Source organism: Streptomyces sp. NPDC057697, assembly GCF_042799335.1.
Taxonomy (GTDB): Bacteria; Actinomycetota; Actinomycetes; order Streptomycetales; family Streptomycetaceae; genus Streptomyces.
Genome location: NZ_JBHVJA010000019.1, coordinates 76,754 through 93,792, shown reverse-complemented (window position 1 = coordinate 93,792; position 17,039 = coordinate 76,754). Strand labels below are relative to the sequence as shown.

The window sequence follows — 17,039 nt, the reverse complement described above, 5'->3', positions numbered from 1 at the left end:
ACGGAGGAGCAGGGCCCGGAGGAGCAGGGCCCGGAGGAGCAGGGCCCGGAGGAGCAGGGCCCGGAGGAGCAGGGCCCGGAGGAGCAGGGCCCGGAGGAGCAGGGCCCGGAGGGCAGAGCCCCCCGGGACCACTACGCGGCGTCGCGGAACCGTGAGGTCCGGTGGACCGGGTCCGTGTCGATCTCCGGGATCACGTGCTCACCGATCAGCTTGATCGAGTTCAGCGTGTCCTCCCGGCTGACGCCGATCGGCAGCCCGAAGCTCAGCTGGTCCGCGCCCGCCTGCTCCCACCGCTTGCACTGGCGCAGCACCTCGTCCGGGTCGCCGCAGATCATCAGCTCCTCGGCGATCAGCAGCTCGATGATCTCCTCGGTGTACTCCGGGAGCAGTTCGGGCCACTGCGGGATGCCCTCCGGCCGGGGGAAGGTGTCGTGGTAGCGGAAGAGCAGCGACTGGAGGTAGTTCAGCCCGCCGCCCACCGCGATCTCGACGGCCTTGGCGTGCGTCTCGGCGCAGATGGCCGTGGAGGTGACCATCACGTTGTCGTTGACGAAGTCCCCCACGGGCTCCGCCTCCTTGACGGCCGTCTTGTAGGACTCGACGACCCACTCCATGTCGGAGACCTTCTGCACGCTGAAGCCCAGCACGCCGAGCCCCTTCTTCCCCGCCATCGCGTACGAGGACGGCGACCCGGCCGCGTACCACATCGCCGGGTGCGACTTCCCGTACGGCTTGGGCAGGATCTTGCGCGGCGGCAGCGACCAGTGCTTGCCCTGGAAGCCGACGTACTCGTCCTGGAGCCACATCTTGGGGAACTCGGCGATGGTCTCTTCCCAGAGTTCCTTGGTGTGGTTCATGTCGGTGATGCCCGGCATGAACCCGAGGATCTCGTGGCTGCCGGCCCCGCGCCCCGAGCCGAACTCGAAGCGGCCCTCGGAGAGGTGGTCGAGCATGGCGACCTTCTCGGCCACCTTCACCGGGTGGTTGACCGGGGCGAGCGGGTTGAAGATGCCGGATCCGAGGTGGATGCGGTCGGTGGCGTGGGCGAGGTAGCCCAGGTACACGTCGTTGGCCGAGATGTGCGAGTACTCCTCCAGGAAGTGGTGCTCGGAGGCCCAGGCGTACTTGAAGCCGGACTTGTCCGCCTGGATGACGTACTCGGTCTCCTCGATCAGCGCCTTGTGCTCTGCCCCGGGGTCGGCCTTGGCCCGCGCGGCGGGCACGTACCCCTGTACAAAGAGCCCGAATTCCAAGGGGGTTCACCGTCCTCAATCGTTTCTGACACTCCGTCAGATCGTGATGCGTCCGACTGTTCCACCGGCATCCGCACCCGTCAATACCTGACACATCGTCAGGTCCGTTCGGGGCGGCCCGGCTCAGAACAGGCTGACGCCCGCCAGCCAGCCCCCGTCGATGACGAACGGCTGTCCGGTGATGTACGAGGAGTCCTCCGAGGTCAGGAAGAGCGCCAGCGCCGCCACCTCCTCCGGCTGCCCGATCCGGCCCAGCGGCACGAGCTTGCGGTACAGCTCGGCCACCGCCGCCTTGGACTCCTCCGGGTCCGCGGCCGGGTCCAGCGCCGCCGGATTGGTCATCGCGGTGTCCACGGCACCGGGGCAGACGGCGTTGACCCGGATCCCCTTCGCGGCCAGCTCCATCGCCGCCACCCGGGTCAGCCCCAGCACGGCGTGCTTGGTCGCGGCGTACGCGCCCACGAACGCCATGCCCGTGAGCCCCGTGTACGAGGCGGTGTTGACGATGGTCCCGCCGCCCGCGGCCTCGATCTCGGGCGCGACGCACTTGATCCCGAGGAACGCGCCCACCTGGTTGACCTGCACCACCTGCTGGAACTCCGCCAGCGGCGTGGACACCAGTTCGTTGAAGCGGAGGATGCCCGCGTTGTTGACCAGCCCGTCGATCGTCCCGAAGGCGTCCTTCGCGGCGGCCACCGCGGCCTGCCAGTCCTCCTCCCGGCTCACGTCCAGATGGACGAACCGGGCGGCGTCCTTGCCCAGTTCGCCCCGCAGCTCCTCGGCCAGCGCCTCGCCCGGCTCGTCGAGCACATCGGCGATCACCACCCGCGCGCCCTCCGCGGCGAAGAGCCGCGCCTCCTGCTCGCCCTGCCCGCGCGCCGCACCGCTGATGAGCACGGTCCGCCCGTCCAGCTTGCCCATGATCTGACTCCTGCCTGTCGAGATGGGATGCGACTACCTGTCGAGATAGGGGGCGACCTCCGCGGCGAACGCCGCCATCTGGTCGGTCAGTTCGCTACGGCTCCGGCTGCGGAACCGCACCTGGATCTGGTGGACGCCCATGGCCGCGTACGCGCGCAGCGACTCCGCGAGGGCCTCCGGCTTCCCGGCGAGGGTGCGCCGCCCCACGGACCAGTCCGGGTCGCCGACGTACAGCGGCTCGGTGATCGCGCCGATGACGATCGGGGCCTCGACCCCGGCCGCCTCCCGCAGCTCCCTCAGCCGGGCGATCTGCGCGGGCAGCCGCTCCCGGGGATCGCCCTGCGGCAGCCAGCCGTCCCCCCGCACGGCCGCCCGGCGCACGGCGGCCGGCGAGGAGCCGCCCACCCAGACCGGCACCCGCTCCTGGGCCGGGCGGGGCAGCTGCCCGAGACCGGAGAAGGAGAACCGCTCCCCCGCGAACTCGGGGTACTCCTCCGGGCCGAGCGCCGCCTTCAGCGCGTCGACGGTCTCGTCGAGCACCCCGCCCCGCCCGTCGAAGTCCACCCCGAGCGCCTCGAACTCCTCCGGCACGTGCCCGGCCCCGACCCCGAGGATCAGCCGGCCGCCGCAGAGGTGGTCGAGGGTGGCGTACTGCTTGGCGGTGACCAGCGGATGCCGCAGCCCGACGACGGCGACATGGCTCATCAACAGCACCCGCTCGGTGATCCCGGCGAGAAAGGCGAGGGTGGCGACCGGGTCGTACCAGACGGTGCTCATGACGTCGGCGAGCCTGCGCGGGATCGCGACGTGGTCGCAGCTCGCCAGATAGGCGAAGCCGGTGCGGTCGGCGGTCCGGGCGATCGCGGCGAGATCGGCCGCTCCGGCCGCCGCCTCCCACCCCTCGGCATAGATGGTGCTCTGCGACTGGATCGGCAGCTGCATCCCGTACGACAGCGGCCCGGCGGTCGATATCGGCACCGTACGGCCTCCTCCCGAGCTGATCTGACACACCGTCACATGACGGGCGCGGTGGCCATCGTCGTACCTGACGCTGCATCAGACAAGAGGCGGGGAGGGGCTGTCGGCGGCGGGGATGTCGGACCCGAGCGATACGTTGGGCGGATGACCGGTACAGAGAGCGGAGCGGCGCACATCAGACCGCAGCAGTTCCACGCGTCCACCGGTGTGGCGGACTGGCGTGTCGTGGGCGAGGGGGCGTGTGCGTACTTCCGCACCGGCTCGTTCGCGGCCGGCGCGCGGTTCGTGCAGGCGATCGGCGAGATGCCCGGGAGCGGGGACGGCCTCCCCCACCCGGACGTCGACGTGCGGCCGGAGGGCGTGACGGTACGGCTGATCGCGGTCACGGACGACTACTACGGGCTGGCCGAACTCCACGTCGACCTGGCCCGGCGGATCTCGGCCGTGGCCCGCGCGCTGGACATACCGGCCGACCCGTCCGCCGTCCAGACCGTACAGATCACCGTCGACGCCCTCGCCGGTCCTGCCGTGGTGGCGTTCTGGCGCGCCCTGCTCGGCTACCGGGACCGCGCGAACAGCGGCGAGGACCTGATCGACCCGCACCGCCGCGGGGCCCCCTTCTACTTCCAGCCCATGGACGAGCCGCGCCCGCAGCGCAACCGGCTCCACGTCGACGTGTGGGTGCCGTACGACGAGGCCGAGGCCCGGATAGCCGCGGCGCTCGCGGCCGGCGGCCGCCTGGTGAACGACGCCGACGCACCGTCGAACTGGGTCCTCGCCGACCCCGAGGGCAACGAGGCATGCGTCGGCGTGGCCGGCCCGCCCGAACCGGCCCCCGACCTCCCCTGACGACTCTTGACCTCTCTTGGCCGTTCGGGCGGCTCCCCGGCCGCGTGGGGGGATGTTCCGGCCCCCTGGGGCAGACGGTGGCCGCCGCTCCCTCCCCACCGGGAAACGTCCGGGACGTCCGGGACGTCCGGGACGTCTGCGCCGTCTGCGCCGTCCGCGCCGTCCGCGCCGTCCGCGCCGTCCGCGCCGTCCGATCCTCAGCCGTGGCTGGTGTCGATGACGCAGAAGCGGTTGCCCTCGGGGTCGGCGAGCACGACGAAGTCGGGGTCGTCCGGATACAGGTCCCAGTCGACGTGCCGGGCCCCCAGGGAAACCAGCCGCTCGACCTCGGCGGCCTGGTCGGCCGCGTCCGCGGCGTACAGGTCCAGATGGACGCGCGGTTGTTCCTGGACCGGTGAGTCGCTGAGCCCGAGGGCCACCTGCACCCCCGGTCCGTCCGCCGGGACCAGCACCACCCAGTCGTCCGCCGCCTCCTCGCGCGGGACGTACCCCAGCGCCTGCGACCAGAACGCCGCCGCACGCCGCACGTCCGAAACACCCAGCACCGCAGAGCCGACTCTCAGCATGTGCCGATTCTGCTGGATCGACGGCCGACCTCGCGGGAGCGATGCCGGTGCACCGCCGCACCCCGCGGTCCGGCCTGCCGGACCGGCAGGTGAAATGGGATGTCTGTCCAGGTCGTTAGGATTCCAGGGCCCGCACCTGCGGTCCGTGGAGCAAACACCTTCACGAGCAGTGGTGCGGGGCTGTGGATTCATACGCGAGAGCCCATAAGACGGTCCGCAGGTCGCGGGCCGTCCGTGACCAGTGGAGTTCGAACAGCATGAGACCTGGACGTCTGCGCCCCCACGTGTACATAGGAACCCTCCTCTCGGTCGGCCTCCTGGCCGGCTGCTCCTCGTCGGACGGCTCGGCCGAACCGACGCCTTCGAAGTCGTCTTCCGACCGGCCCGCGCAGGGGAGCGCCGACCCGAAGGAGTCGACCCCGGCCTTCGCCACCCCGGCCGAGTGCGACGGCCTCCAGCTCAAGGGCGGTACGACCCTCGCCGGCTCGGCCCTGTCGAAGTGCCTGGTGGCCGCCCTGAAGGCGTACGAATCGGGGACGGAGTCCGTGCAGTCGGGGGACGAGTCGGGGACCTCGCGGTTCCTCTTCGGGGACGAGTCCGCGCTGGCCGGCTCGATGACGGGCCCGGAGGGGGAGAAGGCGTACGTCTTCAAGGGCGAGGACGAGTGGATCAAGACACCGGGGCTCGGCAAGTGGGTCAAGGGGGACAAGAACAGCAGTGACCCGCAGGAGCAGATCGTGGCCGCCACGGGGAAGCTCTACCGCGCGCTCGCCGATCCGCAGGTGACGGCCCAGATGATCGCGTCGGCCCCGGAGTGGACCGTCGAGCAGGAGCGGCCCGTGATCTCCCTGGAGAACGGCGAGGACGTCACGGCGTGGCGGATCGTGAACAAGAAGCCGTACACGTTCCTGGGCGCGGCCGTGCGGGAGCACATTCTCTGGTTCGGGGACGACTTCACGCCCTACGGCGGTCAGGCCGAGTCCCAGGCGGGCGGTGCGATGAGCACGACCACGCAGCACTTCTACGACCTGGGCAAGCCGGTGAAGATCGAGGCACCCGAGTAGGCCCGCAGGTCCGCGAACCTGTCGCGCACCGCGTCCTGGGCCCCGGCGCCCGGGGCGCGGAGCGCTCCGCGCCGGCGCCCAGGACCAGCCCCGGCCCCGGCCGGGCCCTGCGCTCCACCACCACGGCGACGACCGGGGGCCCTGAACGTCCTGCCGTCCCCGTTCCACACGCTCCCGGCCGAGCGGGAGGCATACGGCACCGAGGGCCCCGAAGCACGTCACCGCGACGGCCGGACCCGAGCCCCCGAGCACACGCACACCACGGACCCGCGCCGAGGGTTCAGATGGCCGGGCGGCCGCCCGCGTCGTGGTCCGCGTCGCCCTCCGGGTCGTCACCGCCGGTCGCGGTGGAAGAGGCCCGACGCCGCCGCGAGGCAGACGGCCGACCTGTCGTCTTCCGCCTCCCGGTTGCCCTGCCTGTGCGGTCTGACTCCCCCTCGGCCGTCGAGAGGGAGTCTCGCCACGCTCGGGCGCAGGCGGCCATCAGCACCGACGAAGTCCGGCGTCGATCAGGTGCCGCTCATCAGGCACCTTGAAGGCGGCTGCGAGCCGCGTCGATCTCGTCCCGGGCGGCAGCGCCATATACGGCCTGGTCCCGCAGAGCGGCGAATACGCGGCCGAAGTACGAGATGTTCTCGGGCCTGGACGTCTGGAACGCCCCCGACCAAAACTCTTGCTTGAGCAAGCTCTCGTCGAAGAGGTAGAAGCCCTCCCCCGGGTAGAGCGAACGCGCCCGGCCTTCCGGGATGATCCCGATGGACACATACGGCAGCCGGGAGACATCCAGGAGGTGGTCGAGCTGCCCGTTCATCACCTCGGCGCCGCCCGTGTTGTTGGTCAGCGCCGAGGCTTCCAGGAGGAACGAGAAGATCGGCGCCCCGGTACCGAGAAACCTCTTCCGAGCCATGCGGTTCCGCGCCGCTTCCTCGACATCGTCCAATGGCAGGCCGTGAAGCCTGGCATGGATGGTGAACTGCGCCTCCGCGTACTCGACCGTCTGTAGAAAGCCGGGAACGAACAGCGACTCGTAGACGCGGAGAACCCTGGTCCTTGCATACAGGTCCATGGCTCGCAACTGGAGACGTTTCATCCCCGGTCGGTGCCACCGTTTGTAGTCGGTCCACATCAACTCGATCTCGCGACGCACCGCGACGAGTTCGGGAATCTTCCCTTCGGCGGCGCAAGCCGTTGCCCACCTTCGGATGTCGTCCTCGGTCGGGACCTGTGTCCCATGCTCGATCTTCGACACCTTGGTCTTGTGCCAACCGCAGCGCCGCGCGAGCTCGACGGCCGAAATATTGTTGTCCCGGCGTAGTTCCTTGAGCTCGGTGCCGAAAGCGCGTCGCGTGGACTCGGAGGGTTCTTGGTCCGACATGTCTCTAGGGCTTGTACTCACCGTTGGGAACACCGAGCGACCACGCCCGCTCGAATGCTTCGTTGCAGAATCCGACCACGTGCGGATCGGTCGGGAGCTGAATGTCCGTCTGTTGGTTGTCTCCCTCGATGGGATTGAACACCACCAGGTCATCACGGATCAGGCAGTCGTTACCCGGCAGGGGCAGCACCGATGCGAGAGGGCGGGGAAGCCACCGAAGACGCTCCGCCGGGTCAGCCGGCTCGACCGCCATCCACTGACATTCCGAGAGCGGTTCGGCGACAACCCTCACACGCCGGTAAGGAAATCCGGAATCGGCCTTCCTTGTCAGGAACTCACGATGCCCGAGCATCGCCTCCTCGACCATCTCGCGGTCGCCTGAACGCCATGCGTCGAACAGTGAACGGTCTACCTCGTAGAAGTCGCGCAGCTCAAGCTTTCGGATTTCCTGGGCAGGGTCACCGAACAGTAGCTCGATTCGACGCGATGCCGAGATCAATTCCATAGCGCTCCCTGACGTACTTCCGCACGAACACATCCATAGTCCGCCCGGACATCTCCCCGAATGTCTCGTCGTCGGCCAGCGCGACGAGCTGATCCCGAACCTTCGGCCCACGCTTCTTGAGCTGCACGATCCATGAATCACGGTCGGTCTCGTAGAACGTCTCGCACTCGATTCCGCCTTGCGATTCGGGATCTGTGCAGAAAAACGTAGCGGTCACATCGTCGTCACTTCAGCTGTGTTGCCGCATTTCTCTCCCCCATGCTCGGGCCAACGCCACCCGCCGACCCTCGCCCTGCGACCACCCCGAGGTCAAGCGCCCAGCAGCACGAAGTCTTCCTCCGGGCGAACTCCCAGCAACTATGAGCAACTTCGTTGAATGCCATCGGCCCATGCTCGTACGGTCCGTCCCACGCCCCAGCCGTCCTCGCGGCGGTCCGTGAGCAGAGCGGAGGTACGAATTGAACGCCGTCGACCTTCTCAGGTCACCGAACACCGTACTGGCCAACGCTGTTGACGATGCCCTGGACGTGCTTCGCCCGCGTCTCCTCGAGACCGGAGCGGAACGAATCGAATTCACCGTGGGGACGCAGCTCAACGGCCGCCCCCACATCGGCACCCACTTGGTGCAGTCCCTGTCGTTCCTGGTTGCCGAGCGGGCCAGGGACGAGTTCGGGGTCGAGACGGTCGTCGACTTCGTCGCGCTGGACAACGCCCCCGCCGAGACGATCACCCGAGACGGCCGAAAGCATCAGCTGTCCTATCACCACCAACGCGGCGCCCATGGCATCCGCGCCCTCGTCGCCGAGCACTACTTCCCACTCCTGAAGGCAATGACCCGCCGCACCGGCGTGGAGTACCGGGTCGGCACCTACACCGAGCAGCAGGCCGGTCCGGAGTTCCGGGCCGAGTTCCTGCGGACGCTGGAGCACTTGGACGAAATCCGGTTCTGGTTGGCCCCGGCCAGGGGAATCGCTCACATCCGGCTGCCGTGCCCGGTGTGCGGATGGGCGGAGAAGCACGCCGATCACACGCGGCTGCTGGAGTTGGACGGCTCGGGCGCCCTGTTCGAGGCGAGGTGCCACGCGCACGGCCGGTACGAGACGGACGTGACGCCCTTGGGCGGCGGCTACCTGGACCTGGCGACCCTGTGCCGCAATGTCGTCAAGGAACGGTCCTGCCGCCCTGAGGACGGCACGTTGCACGTCATGGTGAAGGGCGGTGACTGGGCGTTCGGCTGCCAGTTGGTGGACGGCGCACACGCGGCCATCGGCACGTCTGCTGCCCCGGTGCCGCTTCGGATCTTCACCCCTCAGATTCTCGGCAGCGACGGCGGGAAGCTCTCCAAGAGCCTCCTGAACACGACTGCCGACGCCGGAGACGTGTCGGGAGGCACCACCGCGGAGTGGCTGCTGAATCCGGCTGTGTGGCCCGGCACGCAAGCGGACTACGTGGAAGCGCTCACCGGTGTCGGGGAGCTGATGCTCAGCGATCCGAGGCACTTCTACCGGTCCTACACCACGACCGCATTGGAAACTCTGATGACCAGCCGCCGACCTGCCAGGAACCAGTCCCAGGCGCATGGCCGTCCCCGCAGCATCCAGATCTACAAGCAGTACTTCGACCTGATCGCCGACGGCTCCAAGACCGTCGAAGTCCGGGTGGCCTACGACTCGATGAAACGGATCAAGGCCGGAGACCTGCTCAACTTCACCTGTCGCGGTGAAGAGTGCCTGACCCGAGTCAAGCGCATCGGCCGGTACCGGACGTTCAAGGAGATGTTCGGCACCGAGGACGTGAAGGCAGTCAACCCGAACGCCACCGCGGCCGAACAGTTGCGGGCGATTCAGGCGATCTTCCCGCCTCACAAGGAAGCCCTCGGCGTCCTCACGTTCGAGATCGAGCGGGTGGACGCCGATGAATAGGCCCCGGCGGGTGCTGGTGGTCTGCAAGGGCAACCACTGCCGGTCCCCGATCGCGGCCGTGATCATCGCCGAGCGATCCGGGGGGACACTGGAGGTGCGCTCGGCCGGCACCCGCGACTGGCATGTCGGCGAGCCCGCCCATCCCCTGGCGGTGAAGGCCGCTGCCGCCTTCGGCTACGACCTCACCGAGCACCGGGGTCAACTCCTGGACGAGGAACTTCTCTCCTGGGCTGACGACCTGATGGCAGTGGACGACGAAACCGCCCTGGCCGTCGAAGCGCTGGCCGGTCCGGGCCGCCCGGTCTCCGTCCTCGGCGAAGGCATCACCGACCCCTGGGGAGGCGGCCCGGAGGACTTCGTCGGAACCGTCCTGAAGATCCAGGAAGTCACCGGGCGGCCCTCTACGGCCTGAACGCCACCCCAAGCACCCCGCCCGTCTCTTGTTCCTCGTGAAAAAGCGGTCCGCTGTTCCACCGTGAAAAAGCGGTCCGCGCCACGAGTCCTCAAAGAACACTGGTGTCCTGCTGGCACCGGGCTGGTTCACCTCAGCTACGAGACCATGCCGGTTGGAGACCGGCATGGCGGAGTTCGCTCCGGTGCGGGATCAAACGGCCGGGCGGCCGCCCGCGTCGTGATCCGCGTCGCCCTCCGGGTCGTCGCCGCCGGTCGCGGCGGACTCCGGGGGCGCGGGGGCGGGCGCCGCGTCCTCGTCCTCGTCGTTCTCGTCAGCCTGTTCGTCGGGGGCCGCCTGGACGCCCACGGCCTGCGAGGACGAGACGTTCTGGTCGATCGCGCCCCCGCCGCCGTCGTGGTCGCTGCCCGCGGTCCCCTTGCTGAGGGGGCCCAGCACGTTCAGCGTGCGGTCCACCTCCAGCCAGGAGTCGGCGTTGGAGTTGTCGATGGTGATCAGGGAGGGCCCGTGGTGGGTCTCCATGCCGCCGTCCGGGGCGTCGGCCCAGGCGGCGCCGGTGGTCAACTGGCCCTGGCAGAAGGCGCCGAGGGCGATCAGCAGGGCGGCCCGTGCCGTGGCCGGGATGGTGCGTGTCATGGGGTGTCCTTCCTTCTCCCGGCCGTACGACCCCCGCCCGATGCGCGGGACAGGGGCCGTACGGGTCCGGGTGGCGGGTACGCGTCAGACGGTCACGGTCACCGGCTCGGGGGCCGGGTGATGCCTGCTGATGTTCTTCTCCAGCAGCTCCGTCGAACGCTGCACCCCGATGCCCTCGGCCGGGACGAACTCGGGGAGCCGCCCGTCGGACTGCTTGAGGTCCGTCAGCGCGCTGTCGATCGCCGCGTGCGCCGCGAAGAGACAAGGGGTGCTGTAGATCGCCACCTGGCAGTCCAGATCGGTCAGTTCGGAGAGCGAGAGCCGGGGCGACTTGCCACCCGCGATCTGGTTGAAGAGCAGCGGCTTGTCACCGACCACCCTCCGGATGCGCTTGATCCACTCGACGCTGCGCACCCCGTCGACCAGGACGACATCGGCGTCCGTCTCGGCCAGCGCCTCCGCCCGGCGCAGGATGTCGGCCTCCTCCGTGGCGTCCGTACGGGCGACGACCACCAGGTCCTGCCTGCTCTCCAGCACCAGGTTGAGCTTCTCCAGGTACTCCTCCAGCGGCAGCACCTGCTTGCCGTCCGCGTGACCGCACCTGCGGGGTCGCTTCTGGTCCTCCAGGATGACGCCGGAGGCGCCGATCCGCTCCAGCCGCTGCACCACATGGCAGGCCACCTCGGGATCGACGTAGCCGTCGTCGATGTCGACCAGCAGGTGGTGCGTGGGGAAGGCCAGCCGCAGCCGCTCCACGAACGCCACCATGTCCGGCCAGGCGATGAACCCGATGTCGGGAAGCCCGTAGTGGGAGGCGGCGAAGCCGAATCCGGACACGAAGAATCCGTCGTAGTGGCGGGCCACGACGGAGGCCGAATACATGTCGTAGATACCGATGAGAGGGGTCGTTCCCGGGGACCGGACTTCTTCTCTCAGTGCAGTTCCGTAGCGCACAGCGTCTCTCCTTGACCAATGGATGAACGGGTGAACGGGTGAACGGGTGTCGAGCGATGTCGTCCCAGGCTCTGCGTGCTCGTCGGCGCCGGGGCCCGGAGCCAACGAAGGCACGGACACGGGAACACGACGCACAGCACTCGCCCGCGAAGGGGCGGTGGCGTTCCTGCCGCACGGGACGTGAAAACTGCCCTCTTGTGAAGACGCGTACATCTATACCGACGTGACCGTGTCTTTACCTAGGGACGCGCCGCTTTTTACCTTGTGTGCGAGGCTTTCCGGGAGTGCGCCGGGGGCCTGCCGGAGGCGCGAAGAATTCGGTGACTGTTGCCTTTCGGATCATCCTAAACAGCAACTCGGGAAGGCCCGAATGCCTTGCGCATGCACCGTGTTGACGATTTACGGGGTCGCCGAAGCGGCGGCGGCGAGGGGGCCGGGCCCGGGGCCGGACCGGCACGGACGCCGTTGTCCGTGCTTCCGTACGCACGGAATGCGTGCACATCTCACTCGCGATGCGCGGCGCCCCTTTCGATCATGCGTTCCCGCTCGACGGGAGGGCCGGGACGTACACATTCCCGGCCCGGGAGCTCCGCGCGAGCGCCCTCACGCGGAGCTCCCCCGCTCACCTCCGGTACAACGCCTCGATCTCCTCCGCGAAGTCCCGTGCGATCACGTCCCGCTTCAGCTTCAGCGAGGGCGTCAGATGGCCGCTCTCCTCGGTGAAGTCCACGGGCAGCACGGCGAATTCACGGATCGACTCCGCGCGGGAGACCAGCCGGTTGGCCTCGTCGACGGCGCGTCGCAGCGCCGTGCGCAATTCGTCGTCGTCGACGAGTTCCCGGATCGGCACATGCTGCTTCTTCTTCATCTGCCGCCAGTGGGCGAGCCCGTCCGGCTCCAGGGTGATCAGCGCGGTGACGAACGGGCGGTCGTCGCCGACCACCATGCACTGGCCGACCAGGGGGTGGGCGCGCAGCCAGTCCTCCAGCGGCGCCGGGGCGACGTTCTTGCCGCCGGAGGTGATGATGATGTCCTTCTTGCGGCCGGTGATCGTGAGGTAGCCGTCCTCGTCGAGCGCGCCCAGGTCTCCGGTGGCGAACCAGCCGCCCTCCTGCGCGGGTACGGCCCGGCCCTGTCCGGCGTCCCAGTACCCCTGGAACACCTGCCCGCCGCCGAGCAGCACCTCGCCGTCGTCCGCGATCCGTACGGCGGAGCCGGGCAGCGGCCAGCCGACGGTGCCCAGGCGCGGCTTGAGCGGCGGGGTGACGGTGGCGGCCGCGGTGGTCTCGGTGAGGCCGTACCCCTCGAAGATCTCGATGCCCGCGCCCGCGTAGAACGCCGCGAGCCGGTGGCCCAGCGGCGAGCCGCCGCAGATCGCGTACCGGACGTGTCCGCCGAGCGCGGCCCGGATGCGGCGGTAGACCAGCGGGTCGTACAGGGCGCGGGCCGCCCGCAGGCCCATCCCCGGGCCGGGGCCGGTGCCGTGCTCGGCGGCCTCCACGGCCTCCCCGTACCGCTGGGCGATCCGCGCGGCGCGGTCGAACGACGCGGCGCGGCCCATCTTCTCGGCGGTGGCGCGGCCGGTGTTGTACACCTTCTCCAGCACGTACGGGATGGCCAGCAGGAACGACGGCCGGAACCCGGCGAGATCGGCGAGCAGGTCGTCGGTCCGGATCGACGGGGCGTGGCCGAGGCGGACCCGGGCGCGCAGACAGCCGATCGCGACCATCCGCCCGAAGACGTGGGAGAGCGGGAGGAAGAGCAGGGTGGAGGCGGGGTACTTGCTGACCGACTTGAAGACCGGGTGCAACAGCTCGATCGCGTTGTCGACCTCGGCGAAGAAGTTGCCGTGGCTGAGCACACACCCCTTGGGGCGGCCGGTGGTGCCCGAGGTGTAGATGAGGGTGGCGGGGGTCTCCGGTTCCAGTGCGGCACGGCGGGCGGCGACGGTGTCGTCGGGGACGTCCCGGCCGAGGGTCTTCAGCCGGCCGAGCGCGCCTGTGTCGAACTGCCACAGATGGGCGAGGCCGCCGAGCTGCTTGCGCTCCTGGCTGATCAGCCGGCTCTGCTCCGCGCTCTCGACGGCGCACGCGACGGCGCCGGAGTCCTGGAGGATCCAGCGGGTCTGGAGGGCGGAGGAGGTGGGGTAGACGGGGACGGTCACCAGCCCGGCGGCCCAGGCCGCGAAGTCGAGCAGGGTCCACTCGTAGGAGGTCCGGGCCATGATCGCGATCCGGTCCCCAAGGCCGAGGCCCTCCGCGACGAGCCCCTTGGCGACGGCGAGCACCTCGTCGGCGAACTCCGCCGCTGTCACGTCCTGCCAGCTCCCGTCCGGCCGCTTGCGGCTGAGCACGGCGTCGGCGGGCGCCTCTCGGGCGTTGTCGAACGGGATCTCGGCGAGCGAGCCCCGGCGGACGGGCGGCGCGGCGGGCGGTACGGAGACCTGCCGCACCGAGCCGTCCTCGGCCCTGACCTTGGTCGGCTCCACGAGGACGGGGGCGGCGGGGGCAGTGGGGTCGGGGGCGGTGGAACCGGGGGTAGTGGAACTGGGGGCGGTGGAACCGGGGGTGGTGGATGGCGTGGACACGTGCGGCTCCTCAACAAGGGGTCGGGCGGTTGCGCCGGGTCCGTCCGGCGGTGTCCGGGGCGGTGCGTCGGGCCGGTGGTGCGGTGCGTCGGGCCGGTGGGTGCGGGGCGTCGGGCCGGTGGGTGTGGTGCGGGGGCGTGAGAGGTGCCCCGGGGCGCGGGGGCCCCGCAGCGCCGGAAGGGCACAGGGCCCTCAGGGATGCCAGGACCCTCAGGGACGCCGGCGACCTCGGAGGTGCCAGGGCCCTCAGGGACGCTGGGGACCTCGGAGGTGCCAGGGCCCTCAGGGACGCTGGGGACCTCGGAGGTGCCAGGGCCCTCAGGGACGCCGGGGATCTCACAAGTGCCAGGGGCCTCAGGGGCGTTCGAGGATGGCCGTGACGCCCTGGCCGCCCGCCGCGCAGATCGAGATCAGCCCCCGGGACGGCCCGTCCCGCTCCGCCAGGAGCTTGGCGAGGGTGGCGACGATCCGGGCCCCCGTCGCGGCGAACGGATGGCCCGTGGCGAGCGAGGAACCCGCGACGTTGAGCCTGTCCCGGTCCACGGGCGCGAGACCCTGCTTCTCCCAGGCCGCGAGGGTGGCCAGTACCTGGGAGGCGAAGGCCTCGTGGATCTCGAACAGGTCGAAGTCCTCGATGGTGAGCCCGGCGCGCTCCAGCATGCGCGGCACGGCGTACGCGGGCGCCATCAGGAGCCCGTCGTCGCCGTTCACGTAGTCCACGGCCGCCGTCTCGTACAGGGACAGGAAGGCGAGCGGCTCCAAGTCGTGCGCGCGGGCCCACTCCTCGCTCGCCAGCAGGACGGTCGCGGCGCCGTCGGTGAGCGGGGTGGAGTTGCCCGCGGTCATCGTCGCGTCGGGGTGGTCGGTGCCGAACACCGGCTTCAGCGTGGCGAGTTTGCCGACCGTGGAGCCGGGGCGGAGGTTCTGGTCGCGGGCCAGCCCCCGGAACGGGACGACGAGGTCGTCCAGGAAGCCCCGCTCGTACGCCGCCGCGAGGCGCTGGTGGCTGGTGGCCGCCAGCAGGTCCTGGGCCTCGCGGGTGATGCCCCAGCGGCGGGCGGTGACCGCGGCGTGCTCGCCCATCGAGAGACCGGTGCGGGGCTCCGCGTTGCGCGGGACGTCCGGGACGAGGTGCCGGGGGCGTACGCGGGCGAGCGCCTTGATCCTGGCGCCCGTCGACTTCGCCCGCCGGGCATCGAGCAGCAGCCTGCGCAGCTCGTCGTTGACGCCGAGGGGCGCGTCGCTCGTGGTGTCGGTGCCGCCCGCCACCGCCGAGTCGATCGCCCCGAGCATGATCTTGTTCGCCGCGGCGACCACGGCCTGGAGGCCGGTGCCGCAGGCCTGCTGGACGTCGTACGCCGGAGTGCGCGGGTCGAGCGCCGAGCCGAGCACGGTCTCGCGGGCCAGGTTGAAGTCGCGGCTGTGCTTGAGCACGGCGCCGGCCGCGAACTCGCCGATCCGCTCCCCCCGGAGCCCGAACCGCTCGACCAGGCCGTCCAGGGCGGCCGTGAGCAGCTGCTGGTTGGAGGCGTGCGCGTACGGGCCGTCGGAGCGCGCGAACGGGACGCGGCTGCCGCCGATGACCGCGACCCTGCGGGGCTGCGGGAGTGCGAGGGGGATCATCTCGACCAGCTCCTGACTCTTGAGTAACCTTACTCTGGAGTAAATCTACGACCGAGCAGGGAGTCTGGACAATGGCCGACCGCTATCTGCACTTCACCGGCACAGCACCCGGCCGCTTCCTGACCCGGCGGCTCGGCCTCCCGCAACCCGCCCGCCTGCGCCGCTGGTCGCCAGGGACCCCGACGCTGGACGGCCCCGTGCTCCACCTCACCGCCGGGGACTCCACCGTCACCGAGGAGCTCGCCGCCCTCCTGGCGGCCACCGGCCTCGACGTCACCGACCGCGCCGAGCGTCCGGCCGGGATCGTGCTCGACGCGACGGCCGTCGTCACCCCCGGCGGGCTCGCCGGTGTCCACGCGGCGCTGCACCCCGTGATCCGCTCCCTCGCCCCGGGCGGGCGCGTCGTGGTGCTCGGGGTGCGGCCCTCGGCCGACGACCACCACCAGGCCGCCGCCCAGCAGGCGTTGGAGGGGTTCGTGCGCTCCCTGGGCAAGGAGATCGGCGGGGGCGCCACCGTACAGCTGCTCCGCGTCGACCCGGAAGGCGTCGCCTCGGCCGAGTCCACCCTGCGCTTCCTGCTCTCGCCCCGCTCCGCGTACATCAGCGGCCAGGTGATCGGGCTGACCGCCGCCACGCCCGCCCCCGTGGCCGACTGGACGGTCCCGCTCGCCGGGCGCACCGCGCTGGTCACCGGCGCCGCGCGCGGCATCGGCGCCTCCGTCGCCTCGGTACTGGCCCGGGACGGCGCCCGGGTCCTCTGCCTGGACGTCCCGCAGGCGCGGGACGAGCTGGCCCGCACCGCCGGGGAACTGGGCGCCACCGCGCTGCCGCTGGACATCACCGCCCCCGACGCCGCGGAGCGGATCGCCGCCGCGCTCCCCGACGGCCTCGACGTCCTCGTCCACAACGCGGGCATCACCCGTGACCGCCGCCTCGCCAACATGCCCGCGGACCGCTGGGCCCCGGTCGTCGACGTGAACCTGGACAGCGTGCTGCGCACCACGGACGCCCTGCTGGCGGCGGGCACCCTCAACCGCGGCGGCCGGATCGTCGCCACCGCGTCCATCGCGGGCATCGCGGGCAACAACGGCCAGACGAACTACGCGGCCAGCAAGGCGGGCATCATCGGACTGGTCCGCGCCCTGGCCCCGCGCGCCGCCGCCGACCACGGCGTCACGGTCAACGCGGTGGCCCCCGGCTTCATCGAGACGAAGATGACCGCGGCCGTCCCCCTCCTCATCCGGGAGGCGGGCCGCCGGATGAACTCCCTCGGTCAGGGCGGCCTCCCGGTCGACGTCGCCGAGACGACCGCCTGGTTCGCCCAGCCCGCCTCGACGGCCGTCAACGGCCAGGTCGTACGCGTCTGCGGCCAGAGCCTGCTGGGAGCGTGACCC

Annotated in this window: 16 protein-coding genes; 5 read left to right on the top strand and 11 right to left on the bottom strand. The window is 70.5% G+C overall.

Features of this window, described 5'->3' with window-relative positions; translation table 11 throughout:
- Nucleotides 1-131: 131 nt before the first annotated feature.
- The 3 genes from ACFVFH_RS33235 to ACFVFH_RS33225 form a co-directional block, all read right to left on the bottom strand.
- Nucleotides 132-1,253: an LLM class flavin-dependent oxidoreductase gene (locus tag ACFVFH_RS33235; RefSeq protein WP_383775858.1), complete on the bottom strand. Its 1,122-nt coding sequence runs from the start codon at nucleotides 1,251-1,253 to the stop codon at nucleotides 132-134.
- Nucleotides 1,254-1,376: 123 nt separating this feature from the next.
- Nucleotides 1,377-2,174, bottom strand: coding sequence for an SDR family NAD(P)-dependent oxidoreductase (locus tag ACFVFH_RS33230; protein WP_383775856.1), 798 nt, complete (start codon nucleotides 2,172-2,174; stop codon nucleotides 1,377-1,379).
- A gap of 33 nt (nucleotides 2,175-2,207) precedes the next feature.
- Nucleotides 2,208-3,152 carry an LLM class F420-dependent oxidoreductase gene (locus ACFVFH_RS33225; protein ID WP_383775854.1) on the bottom strand — a complete coding sequence of 315 codons (945 nt, stop codon included), beginning with the start codon at nucleotides 3,150-3,152 and terminating at the stop codon, nucleotides 2,208-2,210.
- A gap of 144 nt (nucleotides 3,153-3,296) precedes the next feature.
- Between ACFVFH_RS33225 and ACFVFH_RS33220 the strand changes: the two genes are divergently transcribed.
- The gene (locus tag ACFVFH_RS33220) at nucleotides 3,297-4,001 is read left to right on the top strand and encodes a VOC family protein (protein WP_383775852.1); all 705 of its coding nucleotides are present in this window, start codon (nucleotides 3,297-3,299) and stop codon (nucleotides 3,999-4,001) included.
- Between the two features lie 197 nt (nucleotides 4,002-4,198).
- On the opposite strand, the gene ACFVFH_RS33215 is transcribed toward ACFVFH_RS33220, so the two are convergent.
- The gene (locus tag ACFVFH_RS33215) at nucleotides 4,199-4,567 is read right to left on the bottom strand and encodes a VOC family protein (RefSeq protein ID WP_383775849.1); all 369 of its coding nucleotides are present in this window, start codon (nucleotides 4,565-4,567) and stop codon (nucleotides 4,199-4,201) included.
- Between the two features lie 257 nt (nucleotides 4,568-4,824).
- Here ACFVFH_RS33215 and ACFVFH_RS33210 point away from each other — a divergent pair, with 257 nt between their 5' ends.
- Entirely contained in the window at nucleotides 4,825-5,631 is an 807-nt protein-coding gene (locus ACFVFH_RS33210) for a hypothetical protein (RefSeq protein WP_383775847.1), read from the top strand.
- 523 nt (nucleotides 5,632-6,154) lie between these two features.
- On the opposite strand, the gene ACFVFH_RS33205 is transcribed toward ACFVFH_RS33210, so the two are convergent.
- Genes ACFVFH_RS33205 through ACFVFH_RS33195 form a run of 3 tightly spaced genes read right to left on the bottom strand, consistent with a single transcriptional unit; the run spans nucleotide 6,155 to nucleotide 7,728 of the window.
- Nucleotides 6,155-7,006 (bottom strand): helix-turn-helix domain-containing protein, encoded by an 852-nt coding sequence (locus ACFVFH_RS33205; RefSeq protein WP_383775844.1) that lies wholly within the window; start codon nucleotides 7,004-7,006, stop codon nucleotides 6,155-6,157.
- Between the two features lie 4 nt (nucleotides 7,007-7,010).
- Entirely contained in the window at nucleotides 7,011-7,511 is a 501-nt protein-coding gene (locus ACFVFH_RS33200) for a DUF6879 family protein (protein ID WP_383775842.1), read from the bottom strand.
- Nucleotides 7,465-7,728 carry a hypothetical protein gene (locus ACFVFH_RS33195; protein WP_383775840.1) on the bottom strand — a complete coding sequence of 88 codons (264 nt, stop codon included), beginning with the start codon at nucleotides 7,726-7,728 and terminating at the stop codon, nucleotides 7,465-7,467. Before ACFVFH_RS33195 ends, ACFVFH_RS33200 begins: the two co-directional genes overlap by 47 nt.
- A gap of 241 nt (nucleotides 7,729-7,969) precedes the next feature.
- Between ACFVFH_RS33195 and ACFVFH_RS33190 the strand changes: the two genes are divergently transcribed.
- Nucleotides 7,970-9,433, top strand: coding sequence for an ASCH domain-containing protein (locus ACFVFH_RS33190; protein WP_383775838.1), 1,464 nt, complete (start codon nucleotides 7,970-7,972; stop codon nucleotides 9,431-9,433).
- A complete protein-coding gene (locus tag ACFVFH_RS33185) occupies nucleotides 9,426-9,845 on the top strand; it encodes a low molecular weight phosphatase family protein (RefSeq protein ID WP_383775836.1) in 420 nt (139 codons plus the stop codon). Before ACFVFH_RS33190 ends, ACFVFH_RS33185 begins: the two co-directional genes overlap by 8 nt.
- A 192-nt stretch (nucleotides 9,846-10,037) precedes the next feature.
- Here ACFVFH_RS33185 and ACFVFH_RS33180 read toward each other — a convergent pair whose 3' ends face one another.
- The 4 genes from ACFVFH_RS33180 to ACFVFH_RS33165 all read right to left on the bottom strand — a co-directional run bounded on the left by ACFVFH_RS33180 (nucleotide 10,038) and on the right by ACFVFH_RS33165 (nucleotide 15,645).
- The gene (locus ACFVFH_RS33180; RefSeq protein WP_383775834.1) at nucleotides 10,038-10,481 is read right to left on the bottom strand and encodes a hypothetical protein; all 444 of its coding nucleotides are present in this window, start codon (nucleotides 10,479-10,481) and stop codon (nucleotides 10,038-10,040) included.
- Between the two features lie 84 nt (nucleotides 10,482-10,565).
- Nucleotides 10,566-11,435, bottom strand: coding sequence for an oxaloacetate decarboxylase (locus ACFVFH_RS33175; protein ID WP_383775831.1), 870 nt, complete (start codon nucleotides 11,433-11,435; stop codon nucleotides 10,566-10,568).
- Nucleotides 11,436-12,057: 622 nt separating this feature from the next.
- A complete protein-coding gene (locus ACFVFH_RS33170; RefSeq protein ID WP_383775913.1) occupies nucleotides 12,058-13,923 on the bottom strand; it encodes an AMP-dependent synthetase/ligase in 1,866 nt (621 codons plus the stop codon).
- 453 nt (nucleotides 13,924-14,376) lie between these two features.
- The gene (locus tag ACFVFH_RS33165; RefSeq protein WP_383775829.1) at nucleotides 14,377-15,645 is read right to left on the bottom strand and encodes an acetyl-CoA C-acetyltransferase; all 1,269 of its coding nucleotides are present in this window, start codon (nucleotides 15,643-15,645) and stop codon (nucleotides 14,377-14,379) included.
- Nucleotides 15,646-15,716: 71 nt separating this feature from the next.
- Between ACFVFH_RS33165 and ACFVFH_RS33160 the strand changes: the two genes are divergently transcribed.
- Nucleotides 15,717-17,036 carry a 3-oxoacyl-ACP reductase gene (locus tag ACFVFH_RS33160; RefSeq protein ID WP_383775825.1) on the top strand — a complete coding sequence of 440 codons (1,320 nt, stop codon included), beginning with the start codon at nucleotides 15,717-15,719 and terminating at the stop codon, nucleotides 17,034-17,036.
- Nucleotides 17,037-17,039 lie beyond the last annotated feature (3 nt).